Source organism: Mesorhizobium sp. CNPSo 4670, assembly GCF_057784235.1.
In genome coordinates this window covers 124,232-141,380 of record NZ_JBWJFQ010000015.1, presented here as the reverse complement: position 1 = coordinate 141,380, position 17,149 = coordinate 124,232, and the positions used below count along the sequence as shown (strand labels likewise).

The following is a 17,149-nucleotide window of genomic DNA, read 5'->3' as shown; positions in this document are numbered from 1 at the left end:
GCCAACCATGCCCGTGCGCCTGAAAAAGCTGATCGGAGCGTTCCTGCTGGTGGCGCTGGTCATCATCTATGCGCTGGTCGCTTCGATCTTCGCGGTCGCCCGGCTGTCGGAGTCGAGCCCATGGGTGCATTTCCTGTTCTTCCTGCTCAGCGGCCTGCTGTGGGTGCTGCCGGCGATGGGCATCATCAAGTGGCTGATGCTGGAGCCGAAGGCGAAGCGCTGAACCGGAACCCGGCCCCGCCGCAGTCAGATCGTCACGAGCATCTTGCCGGCGTTGGCGAGCGGCGTGGTCACGCCCGACAGCATGGTGCGGATATGAGCGAGGCTCTGGTAGCGGCCGTTGACTGAAATGCGCGGCAAGGCATGCAGAAACCCGGAATGTTCGGCGCGCAGCACGCCATGGCGCGTAGTCACGGCGGAGGCATAGCCGGCGTCGCGGGCAAACCCCACTTCGCGGCAGCCCACCGCCCTGGCATAGCCATAGGGATAGGCGAAATGGCTGGGCCTTTCGCCCAGTTTGGCCTGCAGCATGTCACCGACGGCCCCAATCTCGTGCCGCGCATCGGTTTCGGAAAGCCGCTTCAGATTGCTGTGGTTGATCGTATGGGCGCCAATCGCCACCAGCGGATGCGCGGCGATGCTGCGGATTTCGTCCCAGTTCATCAATGTCCGCAGGCGCGGGCCGTCGGCGTCGACGCCATTCGAGCGAGCGAGGTCACGCAGCACGGCTTGCAGGTCCTCCTCGCGGACTTCGGAGGTGAGATAGACATGAAGGCGTATATTGGCCTGCACTTTCTTCGCCGGGGTCGAGCAGTCGATCACCAGCGGGCCATTCGGCCGCGTCAGGGTGAGGCTGTCGCGTATGTTGACGATGTCCTCGACCACATCCCACCACAAATCGGCGGTGCCGTTGATCAGCCCGGGCGCGACGTAGATGGTCATCGGCGCGCCGTGCTTCTCCAGCACCGGCAGCGCCTCCGTCATGTTGTCGCGATAGGCGTCGTCGGCGGTGATGGTTGCGAACTCGCCACCCTTGCCGCCTGCCTTGATGCGCTCGATGGCTTCGTCCATGGAAACAAAGGCATAGCCGCTCGCCTTCATGTCGGCGATCACAGCATCGAGGAAGCCAGGCGCGATGTTCAGATGGCGGTTGACGCTGTCGGGCTTTTCGGGCGTCGCGGTCACGCGGTGCAGCATCAGTATGGCGCCAATGCCGCCGATGAACGGCTTGGCCAGCGGTGCAAGACCGGAATAACGGGCGACGTTCAGCGCCAGTTTCCGGATTGCCTCGCCCCCGTCGATCATTCATTCACCTTTTGCGCCTAGGCTTAACCGAGCACGGAATGCGCCTATGCGGCTCCCCAAATCGCCATCAGTACGCCCTAAGGATTGAGGTATGGTTGACGCAACAGCGTCATTTGACGGCAATCGGCTCGCTGCGACCGAGGCGTCGCCGCGAACCTTGCCGGGAGACCAGGCCGGCCTGTCGATTTCAGTGATGTGCGCGGAAGGGCTCGCGGCCTATGCCGGGTTCTGCCGCTCGGCCCTGTTTGCGCCGGCGCAGAGTGCCAGCTGGATCCTGAACTGGGCCGAGCAGGTCGGACCGGATCTGCTCGTCGCGACGCTGAGCGCCGAAGGCAGGCCGGTTTTTTCGCTGGCCCTTGAGGTCACCGCGAAAGGTCCGTTTCGCGTCGCCCGCTTCATGGGCGACCGCCACGCCAACGGCAACTTCGTCGCCGCCGATCCGCAATGGCTGGCCAGGGCGGATATCCCGGCCATCCGATCACTGTTGGCGGCCATCGCCAAGGCACGCCCGGACATCGATCTCGTCACGCTCGAGCGGCTGCTGCCCGATCTCGACGGTGTTCCCAATCCACTCGCCTTGCTTGACCATTTTGCCAGCCCAAACTTGTCGCTGGCCGTCGATCTCGGCGGTGGCTTCGATGCGCTGCTGTTGCGCGCCAGCGGCAAGCGCAAGCGCAAGAAGCACCGCTCGCAGATGCGCAAGTTCGAGGCTGTCGGCCGCCACCGGCGCATCGAGGCGCGCACGGCGGACGAGGTGGACAGGCTGCTCGATGCCTTTTTCGAGATGAAGGAATTCCGCTTCCGCAAGATGGGCATCTCCAACGTCTTTGGCGACGAGCAGGTACGCGCCTTCTTCCGCGCACTGTTCACGCAGGCGCTTGCCGAGGACAAGCCTTCGTTCGTGCTGCACGGGCTCGAGGTTGCCGGCAAGCTCCGCGCCGTCACCGGGTCAAGCCGCTCCGGCAAGCGCCTGATCTGCGAATTCGGAGCCATCGCCGAGGATGATCTCGGCAACACCAGTCCCGGCGACTTCCTGTTCTTCGACAACATCCAGGAAGCCTGTGAGACCGGTTTTGCCGTCTACGACTTCTCCGTCGGCGACGAGCCCTACAAGCGGCTTTGGTGCGATATCGAAACCCAGCATTTCGAGGTGCTGATCCCCTTGACGCTGAAGGGTCGCGCGCTGGCGGCGACGCTCCGGCAAGGCGCAAGGTTCAAAGCCTTCATCAAGAACAGCCCGGCGATCTGGAAGCTGACCAAGATGCTGCGCCGCAAGGCTGCCGGACAGGCGGCGCCCACGACCGGCGAGAATGAGAGCTAGCTTCAGAAATTGAGGGCTTCCCGGAGCGCCGGACCGGCTCGCACACGCAGATCGAGATCGGCCTCGATATGGTCGATGTGGTGTAGCATCAGCCGGCTCGCCAGCGCGCAATCGCCGTTCTCCAGCGCGCCGACAATCTCCGTGTGCTCGCTATGGCCGCAGGCCGATACGCCAGAACGCCCGTAAAGGGCGATGACAAGCGACGAGCGCGCCACCAGTTCCTCCATGAAACGCTGCAGGATGGCATTGCCGGCGACGGAGGCGAGCAGCAGGTGGAAATCGCCCGACGCTTTGATTTCGGCACGCCGCGCATTTGGACCGCGCTCGGCGACGAAACGGCCCTCCTCGTCGAGCTGTGTCCGAAAAACGGCGATGTCAGCGGCGGTGACGCGACCGCATGCGGCGATGGCTATGCCCGGCTCGATCAGCCGGCGTGAGGCGAACACCTGGCGCGCTTCCTCGGGCGAAGGATTGGCAACGAAGGCGCCACGGTTGCGCTCCGTGCGCACCAGGCCCTCGAAGGACAGCATCTGCAGCGCTGCTCGCGCCACGGTGCGGGAGACATCAAACAGCGTGCCGACCTCGCCTTCCGACAGCTTGGTGCCGGGCGCCAGCCGGCGGTCGACGATGGCGTCGCGCAGCTGGTCGCGGATCGCCTGGGCACGATCCTGCGTGGCGCTGTCGGTGGGGGAGTAGATCTGGTCGGCAATGTTCATGGCGGAAAAGTTCCTGTCTCCTTCTAACGCGACTCGTCATCCGTGCACGAGAGGCAAATTGAACACGAAGGCAAAAAAGATTGCATACGATTTTTGTGCAGATCGCTCACAATCGCCCATAATTTGTGCAATACACCAATCAGCCCGTTTCGTGGGCGGCAGACAAAAATCCCGGTTTTCCTAACAATTCAAATGCTTGGCCGGTCAACCCGAGATTGGCACGCATGATGCATTGGTTGATGCACCAAAATGGGGAAGCCTGAATGTCCAAAGCAGCCGAAATCGACATTGTGTCCGTTTCGAAAGTCTATGGAATGACGACCGCCGTCCAGGACATCAGCCTGAAGATTCCGGCCGGCACCTATTGCTGCCTGCTCGGCCCCTCCGGTTGCGGCAAGACTTCGACGCTGCGCATGATCGCCGGCCACGAGAGCATTTCGTCAGGTGACGTACGCCTCGGCAACATCGTCGTCACCGACCTGCCTCCGGCCAAGCGTGGCACGGCGATGATGTTCCAGTCCTACGCGCTGTTCCCGCATCTGGACCTCATCGACAATGTCGCCTTCAGCTTGAAGATGAAGGGCATCGACAAGGAACAGCGCCGCGCCAAGGCGCTGGATATGCTCACGCTGATGCAGATGGAGGCTTACGCCACACGCCGCCCCGCGCAGCTTTCCGGCGGCCAGCAGCAACGCGTGGCGCTGGCGCGGGCACTCATCACCGACCCGGAGGCGCTGCTGCTCGACGAGCCGCTGTCGGCACTCGATCCGTTCCTGAAGATCCGCATGCGCGCCGAACTTAAGAAGCTGCAGATTTCGCTTGGCATCACCTTCGTCCACGTCACCCACAGCCAGGAGGAGGCGATGGCGCTTGCCGACCTGATCGTTGTGATGAATGACGGCCGCATCGAACAGGCGGCCCCGCCGCGCGACGTGTTCGAGCGGCCGGCCACGGCCTTCGTCGCACGCTTCATGGGCGACCATAACGTCATCTCCGGCCGCGTCACCGGCAGCCGAGACGGCATGGTCGCCTTCGATGTCAATGGCGGCGGCTCGCTGGCGGCCATCGGGAAACCACAGGAGGCGGGACAGCCGATCGACATCGCCATCCGCACCGACCATGTGCGCATCGGCGCCGCACCCTCGCCCGGCTTCGGCTTCACCGGCATCGTCTCGAACATCGAATATCGCGGCGCCACGGTGAAGCTGTCCGTCACCGGCGGCGGCATCGACGATTTCACCGTCATCATCGACGATACCGACTTCTTCGCCAGACCAGTCGCCATCGGCGACGCCGTACCGCTCGCCTGGGATTCCGAGGATGCCATCATCCTCGGCCGCCTTCATTCATGACGTCAACGAAGCAAAACAAGACAGGGGAATAGGCATGACAAACACCACGCACACCAAGACCGCGATTTCGCGCCGCGCGCTGCTCAAGACAGGTGCGGCCGCGGTCGGCCTTGCCGCCGGCTCCGGCGCCATATCAGGCTTCCCGACCATCTGGGCGCAATCCAACATCACGCTGCGCCAGTTCGGCACCGGCGTGTCGAACCTCAATGCCATCGCCGACAAGTGCAAGGCCGACCTCGGCATCACGCTGGAAATGACGGCGACCGATTCCGATGCGGCGGCCCAGCGCGCTGTGACCCAGCCCGACAGCTACGACATCGCCGACATCGAATACTGGATCTGCAAGAAGGTGTTCCCCACCGGCGTGCTGCAGCCGATGGATGTCAGCAAGCTGAAATACTACGACGAGCTGGTGCCGCTGTTCAAAACCGGCAAACTGACGCCCGACAGCGTGATTGCCCAGGGGACAGCGCCGCACACGGTCGGCTTCGTCGAGGCGCAGGACTCAAAGACCTTTGCCAAGGCGCCGACCAACTGGTTCACCATGGTGCCAACCATCTACAACGCCGACACGCTGGGCATCCGCCCCGACCTCGTCGGCCGCGACATTACCACATGGGCCGACATCATGGACCCGGCCTTCAAGGGCAAGACAGCGATCCTCAACATCCCCTCCATCGGCATCATGGATGCGGCGATGATCATGGAAGCCATGGGCAACATCAAATATGCCGACAAGGGCAACATGACCAAGGAGGAGATCGACAAGACCATCGACTTCCTGATCAAGGCCAAGCAGGGCGGCCAGTTCCGCGCCTTCTGGAAATCCTTCGACGAGAGCGTCAACCTGATGGCGTCGGGCGAAGTCGTCATCCAGTCAATGTGGTCTCCGGCCGTGGCGGCCGTGCGCTCCAAGGGCATTGCCTGCCGCTTCCAGCCGCTCAAGGAAGGCTACCGCTCATGGGGCGGCGGCCTTGGCCTCGCCGCCCATCTCAAGGGCGCCGAACTCGACGCGGCCTATGAATACATCAACTGGTACACGTCGGGCTGGGTCGGCGGCTATCTCAACCGCCAGGGCTACTACTCGGCCAACATGGTCTCGGCCAAGAAGTTCATGAGCGAGGACGAGTGGGGCTACTGGATCGAGGGCAAGCCGGCCAAGGGTGAGATCAAGGCGCCCGACGGCACCGTTATGGAAAAGGCCGGCGCGGTACGCGATGGCGGCTCCTTCGAGGAGCGCATGGGCAAGGTCGCCTGCTGGAACTCGGTCATGGACGAAGACCGCTACATGGTGAAGCGCTGGAACGAGTTCATCGCGGCGTAGCTAGCGGGCAGGCTGAGATGTCTCACTCCTTCCCACCCCCCTCTGTCCTGCCGGTTATCTCCCCCGCAAAGGGGGAGATTTCGCTCTCAATCCGGTTTTCGCCAACCACCAACGTTGCAAGAACAGTGTCGGCGGCAGAACTGCCAATCTCCCCCCTTGCGGGGGAGATGTCCGGCAGGACAGAGGGGGGTGGGAAGGATCGCTACCTTGCAAAACGTTCTTTGGCGAAATTGCACCAAGGGCGTTTTGCATGACAGTCGCGCTCGAACGCCCCGCCATATCCGTAGCCAAGCCGGCCAGACGCCGCCGGCTCTCGCTCAGCGCCATCACGCCCTACCTCCAATCGGCGCCACTGGCGCTGATCCTCGGCGCGTTCCTGCTTTTGCCCATTATCATGATCGTCGTCGTCTCGTTCTGGGACTACGACTTCGCGGCCATGTATCCGGATTTCCTGACCACCAACTATTCCGACGTGCTGGGCTCCTGGGTCACCTGGAAGACCTACCTCAACACCATCAAATTTGCTGTCATCGTCTGGGCGCTGACCTTGTTCATCGGCTTCTGGGTCGCCTATTTCCTTGCCTTCCACATCCGCACCACCGCTATGCAGATGGTGCTGTTCCTGATCTGCACCGTGCCGTTCCTGACCTCCAACATCATCCGCATGATCTCGTGGATCCCCGTGCTCGGCCGCAACGGCCTGATCAACTCGACGCTGGTGCAGTTGGGCCTGGTGCCCAAGCCCATCGAATGGCTGCTCTATTCCGAATTCGCGGTCGTCCTGGCCATGGTCCATCTGTACACGCTGTTCATGGTGACGCCGATCTTCAACACGCTGATGCGCATCGACAAGTCGCTGGTCGAGGCCGCGCGCGATGCCGGCGCGTCTGGCTGGCAGGTGCTGTGGAACGTGATCATTCCACTCGCCAAGCCCGGCATGGCGATCGGCACCATCTTCGTCGTCACCCTGGTGATGGCCGACTTCTCGACAGTCCAGGTGATGTCGGGCGGGCAGAGCGCCTCGGTAGCACTGATGATGAAGAACCAGATGTCGCTCCTGCAATATCCGGCCGCCGCCGCCAATGCGGTCGTGCTTCTGGTGCTGGTGCTCTTGATGGTTGCCGGCATCCTGCGCATCGTCGATATCAGGAAAGAACTGTGACGTGAGCCACGAAAAGCGCACTCTGGAATTCTACGTGCTGGCGGCCTTCTTCATGCTGTTCGTGCTGTTTCTCTATGGTCCGCTTTCGGCGATCCTGATCCTTTCCTTCCAGGGCGAAACCGGCGGCCTCACCTTCCCGCTCAACGGCGTGTCGCTGCACTGGTTCGCCAATCTGTTCGAGCGCCAGGCGGTTGGCGATTTCGGCGGCAGCTTCGAGCGCTCGCTGGTTCTGGGCGTCATGGTGATGATCGTCACCGTCGCGGTGTCGCTGCTCGCCGGCCTCGCCTTCCGCCATAAATTCCGCGGTGCCACCGCGCTGTTCTACTTGGCGGTCGCCAGCCTCGTCGTGCCCTCGATCATCATTTCGCTGGGCATCGGCGTCATCTTCCAGCAGATCGGCTTTCGCCCGGCCTGGTACACGTCGGCTTTCGGCGCGCATCTGACCTGGACCCTTCCCTTCGGCGTGCTCATCATGTTCGCCGTCTTCAACCGATTCTCGCCCGCCTATGAAGAAGCCGCGCGCGATCTTGGCGCCTCGTCATGGCAGACCTTCGCCCATGTCGTGCTGCCGATGATCGCGCCGAGCCTGATCGGCGTCGGCCTGTTCGGCTTCACGCTGTCCTACGACGAGTTCGCCCGCACTCTGATGACCTCCGGCACCTTCAACACGCTGCCGCTCGAGATCTACGGCATGACCACTAACGTCACGACGCCCGTTCTCTACGCGCTGGGCACGGTGACCACGGTGTTCTCCTTCCTGGTGATCCTGGCGACGCTTGGCGCCATCCTCTATGTCGGCCGCCGGCGGGCGCGTGCCTGAACATGCAGATCCTTGTGGTGAACCCCAACACGACGGCCAGCATGACCGAAACCATCGCTGCGGCGGCGCGCGCCGTTGCCGGTGCCTGGACGGAGGTTGTCGCCGTCACCTCCTCCACGGGGCCGGCTTCGATCGAAGGCTATTATGACGAGGCGCTCTCCGTGCCCGGCCTGTTGATGGAGATCGCCGCCGGTGAGCGTGTCGGTGCGCAGGCTGCAATCATCGCCTGTTTCGACGATACGGGCCTGGATGCCGCACGTGCCATGGCCAACATCCCCATCATCGGCATTTGCGAGGCAGCGCTGAGTATGGCGTCCTTCATCGCCCAGCGCTTCACCGTCGTGACCACCACCGAACGCTCCCGCGTGCCGGTCGAGGCACTGGTCCAGCGCTACGGCATGGAGCGACGAGCGCGTGTACGGGCCGCCGACATTCCAGTGCTTGCACTTGAAGATCCGGCAACGGGCGCGATCGGAAAGCTGCGCGACGAAATCGCCCGGGCCGTCGAGGAGGACAGGGCCGAAGCCATCGTGCTTGGCTGCGCCGGCATGGCGGATCTTGCCCACCGGCTGCAGGCCGAATTCGGCCTGCCTGTCATCGACGGTGTCGGCGCAGCACTGAAACAGGCCGAGGCGCTGGTTGCGCTCGGCCTTTCAACATCGAAGCGCGGCGCCTATGCGAGCCCGCTGGTCAAGCCCTACCGTGGCATGCTGAAATCCTTCTCCCCGGGAGCTGTCGCCGCGGAGTGAGCACAATGAAGCCGACCATCCGAACACTGTCACTGCATGAATTGGCGGTTCTCATCGACTGGGCGGCGGCGGAAGGCTGGAACCCTGGTCTTGAAGACGCGGCGATGTTCCAGGCTGCGGATCCCGCCGGCTTTATCGGCGCCTTCGTCGGCAACGAAATGGTCGCGGCAATCTCGGCAGTGGCCTATGGACGCGAATTCGGTTTCATCGGCCTCTACATCTGCCGGCCGGACATGCGCGGCAAAGGCTATGGCAAGGCGGTGTGGAACACCGGCATGGACAGGCTTGCAGGGAGGAGCATCGGCCTCGACGGCGTCGCCGAGCAGCAGGCCAATTACAGGCGCAAGGGCTTCAAGCCCGCCTACGAGACCATCCGCTACAGCGGCCGCGCGGCAGGCCCGGCGGTCAGGGCCGATGGGTTGCGCACGGTGAAGACCCAGCTCGTGCCCGACATCATCGCTTATGACGCATATTGTTTTCCGGCACCCCGGCGAGCCTTCCTGCAGCGATGGCTGCAGGCGCCGCATCACGGGCTGGCGACGATCAGTTCGCGCGGCACCAGCGGCTATGCCGTGGCTCGGCCGTGCCGCTCGGGCTTCAAGATCGGCCCGCTGTTCGCTGAGAGCAACGACACGGCGCTGCAACTGCTGGACGGACTGGCGGGTGCCTGCGAGGGCGGCGATCTGCACATCGACGTTCCCGCCACGAAGACCGATTTCATTGCGGCACTCGAGGCGGCCGGCTTTGCGCCGACCTTCAAGACCACCCGCATGTACAAGGGCCCTGCCCCGGAGCTCGGCCTGCAGCGTCTGTTCGGCGTGACGACCCTGGAATTGGGGTAGAATCAGCGAGCCCTGAGAGGCTTCCGCCGGGGTTGCGGCTCTTTCAGGCTGCCGAGCGTCGTCCCGGCACTGGATTGCCGGGCGGTTCGTGGCCGAGCGGCGTCACCAGCGTCAGGTCGGGATAGCCGCTTTCGATCAGCTTGACCGCGGCCTGCGTGACGTCATCATCCGGCTCCAGCATGGACAGGAACACCTCGGTCGCATCGCCGGCCAGACGGCTGATGCCTTGCGCATCGGCCGGCCCGCATTCGACCACGACCAGATCATAGGCTGTTGTCAGCGACTGCATGATGATCGGCAGCCGGTCGGCGGCGCGCATGGCGCGGACCGGATCGGCGGTGCCGACGGGAATGACATGACAGTCCGAATAAAGATCGGCATGGATGACGTCGCTGAATTGCGCTTCCGAAGCGAGCAGGTTGGTGATGCCGGGGAAAAGTCCACTGTCCAGCATCGGCCGCGAGGCAGCCCCCGAAGCGGTAAGGTCCAGCAACAGGACGCGCAGACCGGCGTCGGCGACCTCGCGTGCCACCAGGACCGCCGATGCGGCTGCCTCATCACCCTCTGGAGAGACGAATATGGCGCGCGCCGCACCACTGGCGATCAACTTTTCGGCGGCCTTCTCAATGTCGATCTCACCCAAGGTGGAACGCGCCGGTTCGACCTTGGCAGCCGTCTCCGGCGCCGTCGCCGCTTCGGTCATCGCGACCATGTCGGGCACTTCGGCTGGATGCGCATAAGGCCCAACAGGCTCGGGCATCGCGGTGGCGTAAGGCATCGCGGCCGTGTAGGGCTCTGCCCTATCGTCAGCCGGACCTTCTCCCATCTCCGGGCGAAGGATCGGATCGTGGAGGACGGCGGGCTCCTGGTGGACAGCCGGCATCGCGATCCTGTCAAGCGCCTGAGCTACATGGGGCATCGCGACCTCATCAATGCGTTCGAAGCGGGAACCGGTCGCCGGCCGCATGGCACGGCCAGAAAACAGCTCCCGCAGGAGCGTTACGATGCCCATGATCAGCAGCGATGCGACGAAGGCGGCACTGACGATGGGCAGGACCTTCGGGAAATACGGCTCGGACGGCACCTGCGCCAGGGAAACCACCCTTGCATCGACAGGCAGATAGTTGCGATCCTTGCGCGACGCCGCGCTGAGGTAGTTCGCCTGGTACGATTCGAGCTGCTGGCGCTTGGCGGCCGCATCACGCTGCAAGGCGTCAAGCTCGACCTGCTGTTCGCCGGCGCGGGCCGATGCCGCCTTCAATGTGTTGACGTCGGCGACGAGCTGGTTCTCACGAGCCTGCGCGGTCTGCGCCTGGGTCATCAGACCCTTCATCAGCTTTTGCGCCTCGTTGCGGATCTGGCCGTCGAGATCGGCAAGCTGAGACTTCAACGCCCGGATGCGCGGATGATTGTCGAGCAAGGTGGTGGAAAGATCGGCGATGTTGGCCCTGAGCTCGACCTGCCGCTCGCGCAGGCGCTGGATCAGATCGGAAGACAAGACCTCAGGCACGGCATCGAGCGAGCCGCCGCCCTGCAACGCCTTGCGCACGCTGTCGGCGGTCGCTTCCGCCGAGGCGCGGTTGGCGCGCACACGCATCAGTTCGCTCGACAGTTCGGAAAGCTGCTGCGTGGCAAGCACCGAATTGTTGCCGCCCATCAAAAGATCGGATTGCGCACGGTAGGTGGCAACCTTGGCCTCGGCATCCCTAACCTTCTGCTGCAGGTCGGCGATCTCCGGCGCCAGAAAATCAGCGGCGGCGTTGTTCGATTCGAGCTTGGCGGCCCCTTGCCCCGCGATATAGGCGGCGGCGATGGCATCGGGTACGGCGGCCGCGAGCTTGGGATCCTCCGACGAGAACTCAATGGCAATGATGCGGGTCTTCTCGACGCTATAGACGTTGAGCTTCTCATGCATTTTCTTGAGGACGCGCTCTTCCGTCGGAATTTCCATCGGGTCGCTCTTCAGGCCGACGAGGACCAGAGCGCGGCTCAACGGCGACATGTCGAGTGCTTCGTCGAACTCGGGCAGCTTCTCCAGACCTAGCTTTTGCGCGACCTGCTTGAGGATTTCGTTGGAGGAAATGATCTGGACCTGGGTGGCGACGCCCTGTTCATCCAGAATTGGCTTGTCGGCGTCGTTGTTGCTGGCCGGCCGCGTATAAACGGATTCACGCGGCGCAATCTCTACCTGGGTCTGTGCCTTGTAGTGACGCGTGGCAAACGAGGCGACCGCGAAAGCCGCGCCGGTCACCACCAGTGCAACGACAAGGATGCGCAGCCAGTTCCTCGCCAGGCTGGCGAAGAGCTGCCTGAGATCGACGTCGACATCTGCGGCCGCGGACTGAACGGACATGCATCCCTACTCCGATACTGGGTTGGGACACACCGTAAACAACTATGGTAACTCAGCCGTTAAGATGGCGGTAAGTTTGCAGTAGGGTTTACTGGCGGACGCCAAACAAAACCGCCAAAAAATCGAAAACTCTCGCCGGCGCGCGCCGTGTCGACCGCTGCCTTTACCGGCCATTAACCCTAACAGGATGATAACGGACCTCGATCCCTAGAGTTGCTGCGGGGCTGCAGCGACCAGTCGAAGGTACCTGTCCGGTCATGAAAAGCACTGCTTCCCTGTTTCGCGCGCTGCTTGCCGTATCGATGCTTGCCGGCTGTTCCAGCTACCGGCCGACGCCGGCAGCCTTCCACGAGGTGCTCGACCAGCCCTATCGTCTTGGCGCCGGCGACCGCGTCCGCGTCACCGTGTTCGAGCAGGACGGGCTGACCAACACCTACAGCGTCGACCAGTCCGGCTACCTCTCCTTCCCGCTTGTCGGCGCCGTACCGGCGCGCGGCCACACAGCGCAGCAGATGGAAAAGGAAATCGCCGACAAATTGCGACAAGGCTATCTGCGCGATCCCGACGTTTCGGTCGAGATCGACCGCTACCGGCCGATCTTCGTCATGGGCGAAGTGGGTGCAGCCGGCCAATACTCCTACGTCCCCGGCCTGACGGTGCAGAAGGCAATCGCCATCGCCGGCGGTTTCACGCCGCGCGCCAACCAGGAAAGCGTCGATATCACCCGCGACATCAACGGCAAAGTGATGACCGGCCGCGTGGTCACGTCCGACCCGCTGCTGCCGGGCGATACAGTCTACGTCCGCGAACGCCTGTTCTGACGAAACACGTGGTGGACAACCTCAGGATCGTCCATTGCTTTCGCTCACCCGTCGGAGGAATTTTCCGCCATGTGCGCGACCTGACCGAGGCGCAGGTCACTGCGGGACATTCCGTCGGCATCGTCTGCGATTCGACGACGGGCGGCGAGTTCGAGGAACGTCTGTTCGAGCAGATGAAAGATATGCTCGCGCTCGGCATCCATCGCACGCCGATGCAGCGCCATGTCGGCCCGGGCGACCTTGCGTCGGCCCGGCGCACTTTCAGGATCATCAAGGAATTGCGGCCGGACGTGTTGCACGGGCACGGCGCCAAGGGTGGCGCCTATACCCGTCTGTTCGGCTCATTGTTGCGGGTATCAAGGTCTCGCGTAGCCCGCCTTTATTCGCCGCATGGTGGCTCTCTCCACTATGACGAGAACACGACCACCGGAAAGCTGTTCTTCGCGCTCGAGCGCTTCATGGCGCGCTTCACCGACCACCTGCTGTTTGTCTCCGACTACGAAAGGCGAACCTATCGCCGCAAGGTCGGAGAGCCGCAGATCCCTAACACCCTTGTCTACAACGGATTGCGCGCCGCCGAATTCGAGCCGGCGATCACCGGGCCCGACGCGGCCGATCTGCTCTATATCGGCATGATGCGCGACCTGAAGGGTCCCGACATCTTCATCGACGCGCTGGCCCTCGCCGGCCCCCGGCTCGGCCGCGCGCTGACCGCGGTGATGGTCGGCGCCGGCGACGACCTGCCCCGCTACCACGCCCGGGTGAAACGGCTCGGGCTTGAGGGCCACGTCCGCTTCCTGCCGCCGATGCCGGCCAGGGAAGCCTTCGCGCTGGCGGCACTCGTCATCGTTCCCTCGCGCGCCGAAGCCATGCCCTATATCGTCCTGGAGACGCTTGCCGCGGGAAAGCCGATGATCGCCACGTCGGTCGGCGGCATACCGGAGATCTTCGGCTCCGGCTCCCCCGCCCTGATCCGGCCCGACCCGGTCGAGCTTGCCAACAAGGTGAGCCGGGCGCTGGGCGACCTCGCCGCCTATCGCAAGCTGATGCCCGATGGCGCCAGCCTCAAGGCACACTTCGGCGCCGATGTGATGGCCGCCGACATCGAGAAGGCCTACTTCGCCGCGATCAACAAATAGGCCTCAAGCCCCAGGCCGTTTCAAAGCCACTTGTTGTTTCAAGGCTTTCTTAGCTCTCTTTTGCTATTCACCGTAGGGAAGCTTGCGGAAAGCCCCATGAACGAGATCGACCCCGCGCGCCGCTTTTCACCAGAGGCGGTGCGTAAATTCGACGGCCCGGCCGAAGGCGACACGCCCGGCGGCATGAACGATGTCGCCCGCCAGGTCGCCTCGCAGTACAGGCGCGATACCATGTCGCCGATCATGGTCAGCGGCGTGCTGCGCATGGTCGAATTCGGCTTGCTGCTGCTGTCCGGGCTCGGCATCTATTTCTACTATGTCGGGTTCTTCAACTATCTCGCCTGGCAATACCCGCTGACGATCGCCGCGTCGTCGTTCCTTGCCGTGGTGCTGCTCGACGTCACCGACTGCTACCAGATCGTGGCCCTGATGCGGCCCATCGCCAATTTCGGCCGCGTGCTGCTGGTCTGGGCCGGCACTTTCGCCCTCATGGCGCTGACGGCATTCATCATGAAGATGTCGGAAGACTATTCGCGCCTTTTGTTCGGCACATGGTTCGTCGTGGGCTTTGTTCTCATCTTCGGCCTCAGGCTTGTGATGTCGAAGCTGATCCGGCGCTGGGCGCGCGATGGCCGCATGGAGCGGCGCGCCGTCATCGTCGGCGGTGGCAAGGCGGCTGAAATGCTGATCCGCTCGGTCGAAAAGCAGCCCTATAACGACATCCGCATCTGCGGCATCTTCGACGATCGCGGCGACAAGCGCTCACCGCCCATCGTCGCCGGCTATCCCAAGCTCGGCACCATTTCGGAGCTGATCGAGTTCGCCCGCATCGCCCGCATCGACATGCTGATCGTATCGCTGCCGTTGACCGCCGAATCGCGCGTGCTGCAGCTGTTGAAGAAGCTGTGGGTGTTGCCGGTCGACATCCGGCTGTCGGCGCATTCCAACGCGCTGCAGTTTCGCCCGCGCGCCTATTCCTACATCGGCTCGGTGCCGATGCTCGATATCTTCGACAGGCCGATCAACGACTGGGATTCGGTCGCCAAGCGCGCCTTCGACATCGTCTTCAGCCTGATCGGCATTGTCGTGTTCTCGCCGGTGATGCTGGCGACCGCTATCGCCATCAAGCTCGACAGCAAGGGGCCGGTGCTGTTTCACCAGAAGCGGCACGGCTTCAACAACGAGATCATCGAAGTCTACAAGTTCCGCTCGATGTATACGGACAAGGCCGATCCATCCGCCAAGCAGACAGTGACCAAGAACGACCCGCGCGTCACCCGCGTCGGCCGCTTCATCCGCAAGACCTCGATCGACGAACTGCCGCAGTTCTTCAACTCGCTGCTGGGTTCGTTGTCGCTGGTCGGCCCGCGCCCGCACGCCATCGCCGCGCAGTCGCACAACCTTCTCTACAACGAAGTGGTCGACGGCTATTTCGCGCGTCACAAGGTCAAGCCCGGCGTCACCGGCTGGGCGCAGATCAATGGCTGGCGTGGCGAGATGGACACCAACGAGAAGATCCGCATGCGGACGGAGTACGACCTCTATTACATCGAGAACTGGTCGCTGCTGTTCGACTTGCGGATCCTGTTCCTGACGCCGGCCCGGCTGCTGAACACGGAAAACGCCTATTGAGCGCGATTTCCCATGAGCTGCCGCAGGCCGCGGTCAACGCCAAGCTGATCGCGCTGATTTCCTCGGCGGCGGTGTTCGTCGGCATATTCCTGTCCGGCTTCGTCATCAGCGAACCAGCGCCCTATGAACTCTACATGGCCGGGCTGATCGCCATCTGGGCTCTCTTCGGCCTCAGGCTGTCGCGCGCGGCAATGCCACTGCTGGTGCTGCTGGTGACGATGAACATCGGTGGCATGATGGCGATGACGCAGATGGCGGATCTCGCCAACACGCCGCTCTATCTCGCCGTCTCGCTATTTCTCGCCTTCACCGCGGTGTTCTTCGCGTCGGTGACCGCGGTGCAACCCAGTCTCTACCGGCTGATCTTCTTCGCCTATGTCGTGTCGGCGGTGATAACCTCACTGCTCGGCATAGCGGGCTATTTCCATGCCTTTCCGGGCGCCGAGATGTTCACCAAATACGACCGTGCCGCCGGCGCCTTCCAGGACCCGAATGTGTTCGGACCGTTCCTGGTGCTGCCCGGCATCTATCTGCTCTATCTACTCCTGACCGGACCGGTCACGCGCATGCCGCTGCTGGCGGTGCCGCTGCTGATCATCACCGCCGGCATCTTCTTTTCCTTCTCGCGCGGCGCCTGGGGCATGTTCGCCGTCTCGGCTGTGCTGCTCACCGGCTGCCTGTTCCTGCAGAGCGCCAGCGGCATGTTCCGACTGCGCGTGGTGGTGATGACGATCGCCGCGCTGTCGCTGCTGGTCGTCGCCATGATCGTCATCCTGCAGCTGCCCGGCGTGTCGGAGATGTTTTCCAACCGCGCTCATCTCGAACAGAGTTACGACACCGCCCGCCTCGGCCGCTTCGCCCGCTACGCAATCGGCCTCCAGATGGCGCTCGAGCATCCGTTCGGCATCGGCCCGCTGGTCTTCGGCACGATCTTTGGCGAAGACACGCACGATATCTGGCTGAAGATGCTGATGGACTATGGCTGGCTCGGCTTCGTGTCGTTCCTGACGCTCGTCGCCTGGACGATAGCAGCCGGATTCCGCATCCTGCTGCGCGACCGGCCGTGGCAACCCTATTTGTTGTGCGCCTATGTCGCCTTCATCGGCAATATCGGGCTCGGCACCTTCATCGACATCGACCACTGGCGTCACGTCTACCTGCTGCTCGGCCTGATCTGGGGAGCCATCGCGCTGGAATACAGGCACCAGCGGCTGTTGCGGCCGGACCCGGTTCAAGCCGAAGGTGGAAGGCTAGCTGTGGAACACGGTTGGTTTGCGAGCGTCAAGGATCTTGAGCGCTCGTAAGTTCCTGTATTTTCTCCAGGAGGTTTTTGACCAGCAGCTGGTAGACCTGCGTGAGTTCCCCTGGCGATAATTCGACTCTGATGTCGTACTGCCCGGAATAATTCACCTGCAGATTTACTGTCCCGAACAGCGTCGTTGCGCCATCGCGTATGTCGGTCGCCACGATCATGTTTTGCAATGACTGGTCGAGCAGAATGACGCCGGGTTCACCGGGATGATTGTGTCTTGTCGTCCTGATCTTCACGTCAACCTCCTTTTCGGACCTTTCAAGAAAAGCGCAGAGCCAGCCGAGATTACTGCAGTTCCCTG

Annotated in this window: 16 protein-coding genes; 12 read left to right on the top strand and 4 right to left on the bottom strand. The window is 63.0% G+C overall.

Annotation, left to right across the window (positions count from 1 at the left end; all coding sequences use genetic code 11):
* The first annotated feature begins 7 nt into the window (after positions 1-7).
* Complete coding sequence (locus AC0ZT5_RS23595) at positions 8-223, top strand: DUF2842 domain-containing protein (protein ID WP_457152663.1); 216 nt, start codon at positions 8-10, stop codon at positions 221-223.
* A gap of 23 nt (positions 224-246) precedes the next feature.
* Here the strand turns inward: AC0ZT5_RS23595 and AC0ZT5_RS23590 are convergent, their stop codons facing one another.
* On the bottom strand, positions 247-1,305 hold the full coding sequence (locus AC0ZT5_RS23590; protein WP_477286246.1) for a polysaccharide deacetylase family protein: 1,059 nt from the start codon (positions 1,303-1,305) through the stop codon (positions 247-249).
* A gap of 91 nt (positions 1,306-1,396) precedes the next feature.
* Between AC0ZT5_RS23590 and AC0ZT5_RS23585 the strand changes: the two genes are divergently transcribed.
* The gene (locus AC0ZT5_RS23585; RefSeq protein ID WP_488498386.1) at positions 1,397-2,626 is read left to right on the top strand and encodes a GNAT family N-acetyltransferase; all 1,230 of its coding nucleotides are present in this window, start codon (positions 1,397-1,399) and stop codon (positions 2,624-2,626) included.
* A 2-nt stretch (positions 2,627-2,628) separates the two neighbouring features.
* On the opposite strand, the gene AC0ZT5_RS23580 is transcribed toward AC0ZT5_RS23585, so the two are convergent.
* Positions 2,629-3,342 carry a GntR family transcriptional regulator gene (locus AC0ZT5_RS23580; protein ID WP_488498385.1) on the bottom strand — a complete coding sequence of 238 codons (714 nt, stop codon included), beginning with the start codon at positions 3,340-3,342 and terminating at the stop codon, positions 2,629-2,631.
* Positions 3,343-3,605: 263 nt separating this feature from the next.
* Here AC0ZT5_RS23580 and AC0ZT5_RS23575 point away from each other — a divergent pair, with 263 nt between their 5' ends.
* From AC0ZT5_RS23575 to AC0ZT5_RS23550, 6 genes are all read left to right on the top strand, one after another.
* Positions 3,606-4,694: an ABC transporter ATP-binding protein gene (locus AC0ZT5_RS23575; protein ID WP_488498384.1), complete on the top strand. Its 1,089-nt coding sequence runs from the start codon at positions 3,606-3,608 to the stop codon at positions 4,692-4,694.
* A gap of 34 nt (positions 4,695-4,728) precedes the next feature.
* Complete coding sequence (locus AC0ZT5_RS23570; protein ID WP_488498383.1) at positions 4,729-6,018, top strand: ABC transporter substrate-binding protein; 1,290 nt, start codon at positions 4,729-4,731, stop codon at positions 6,016-6,018.
* 250 nt (positions 6,019-6,268) lie between these two features.
* On the top strand, positions 6,269-7,180 hold the full coding sequence (locus AC0ZT5_RS23565; RefSeq protein WP_488498382.1) for an ABC transporter permease: 912 nt from the start codon (positions 6,269-6,271) through the stop codon (positions 7,178-7,180).
* A 1-nt stretch (position 7,181) separates the two neighbouring features.
* Complete coding sequence (locus AC0ZT5_RS23560) at positions 7,182-8,000, top strand: ABC transporter permease (protein WP_488498381.1); 819 nt, start codon at positions 7,182-7,184, stop codon at positions 7,998-8,000.
* Between the two features lie 2 nt (positions 8,001-8,002).
* Positions 8,003-8,749: an aspartate/glutamate racemase family protein gene (locus tag AC0ZT5_RS23555; protein WP_488498380.1), complete on the top strand. Its 747-nt coding sequence runs from the start codon at positions 8,003-8,005 to the stop codon at positions 8,747-8,749.
* A gap of 5 nt (positions 8,750-8,754) precedes the next feature.
* Positions 8,755-9,591: a GNAT family N-acetyltransferase gene (locus AC0ZT5_RS23550; protein WP_488498379.1), complete on the top strand. Its 837-nt coding sequence runs from the start codon at positions 8,755-8,757 to the stop codon at positions 9,589-9,591.
* Positions 9,592-9,634: 43 nt separating this feature from the next.
* Here AC0ZT5_RS23550 and AC0ZT5_RS23545 read toward each other — a convergent pair whose 3' ends face one another.
* Positions 9,635-11,944 carry a GumC family protein gene (locus AC0ZT5_RS23545; protein WP_488498378.1) on the bottom strand — a complete coding sequence of 770 codons (2,310 nt, stop codon included), beginning with the start codon at positions 11,942-11,944 and terminating at the stop codon, positions 9,635-9,637.
* Between the two features lie 257 nt (positions 11,945-12,201).
* On the opposite strand from AC0ZT5_RS23545, the gene AC0ZT5_RS23540 reads away from it, so the two are divergent.
* The 4 genes from AC0ZT5_RS23540 to AC0ZT5_RS23525 all read left to right on the top strand — a co-directional run bounded on the left by AC0ZT5_RS23540 (position 12,202) and on the right by AC0ZT5_RS23525 (position 16,840).
* Positions 12,202-12,765, top strand: a complete 564-nt coding sequence (locus AC0ZT5_RS23540; protein WP_023810258.1) for a polysaccharide biosynthesis/export family protein — start codon at positions 12,202-12,204, stop codon at positions 12,763-12,765.
* Positions 12,766-12,773: 8 nt separating this feature from the next.
* Positions 12,774-13,904, top strand: a complete 1,131-nt coding sequence (locus tag AC0ZT5_RS23535) for a glycosyltransferase family 4 protein (RefSeq protein WP_488498377.1) — start codon at positions 12,774-12,776, stop codon at positions 13,902-13,904.
* 96 nt (positions 13,905-14,000) lie between these two features.
* Positions 14,001-15,536 carry an undecaprenyl-phosphate glucose phosphotransferase gene (locus AC0ZT5_RS23530; protein ID WP_488498376.1) on the top strand — a complete coding sequence of 512 codons (1,536 nt, stop codon included), beginning with the start codon at positions 14,001-14,003 and terminating at the stop codon, positions 15,534-15,536.
* Positions 15,533-16,840 (top strand): O-antigen ligase family protein, encoded by a 1,308-nt coding sequence (locus tag AC0ZT5_RS23525; RefSeq protein WP_488498375.1) that lies wholly within the window; start codon positions 15,533-15,535, stop codon positions 16,838-16,840. The genes AC0ZT5_RS23530 and AC0ZT5_RS23525 overlap by 4 nt, the downstream gene beginning before the upstream one ends.
* Here AC0ZT5_RS23525 and AC0ZT5_RS23520 read toward each other — a convergent pair.
* Positions 16,818-17,084 (bottom strand): hypothetical protein, encoded by a 267-nt coding sequence (locus AC0ZT5_RS23520; RefSeq protein ID WP_477228830.1) that lies wholly within the window; start codon positions 17,082-17,084, stop codon positions 16,818-16,820. The genes AC0ZT5_RS23525 and AC0ZT5_RS23520 overlap by 23 nt on opposite strands.
* Between the last annotated feature and the right edge of the window lie 65 nt (positions 17,085-17,149).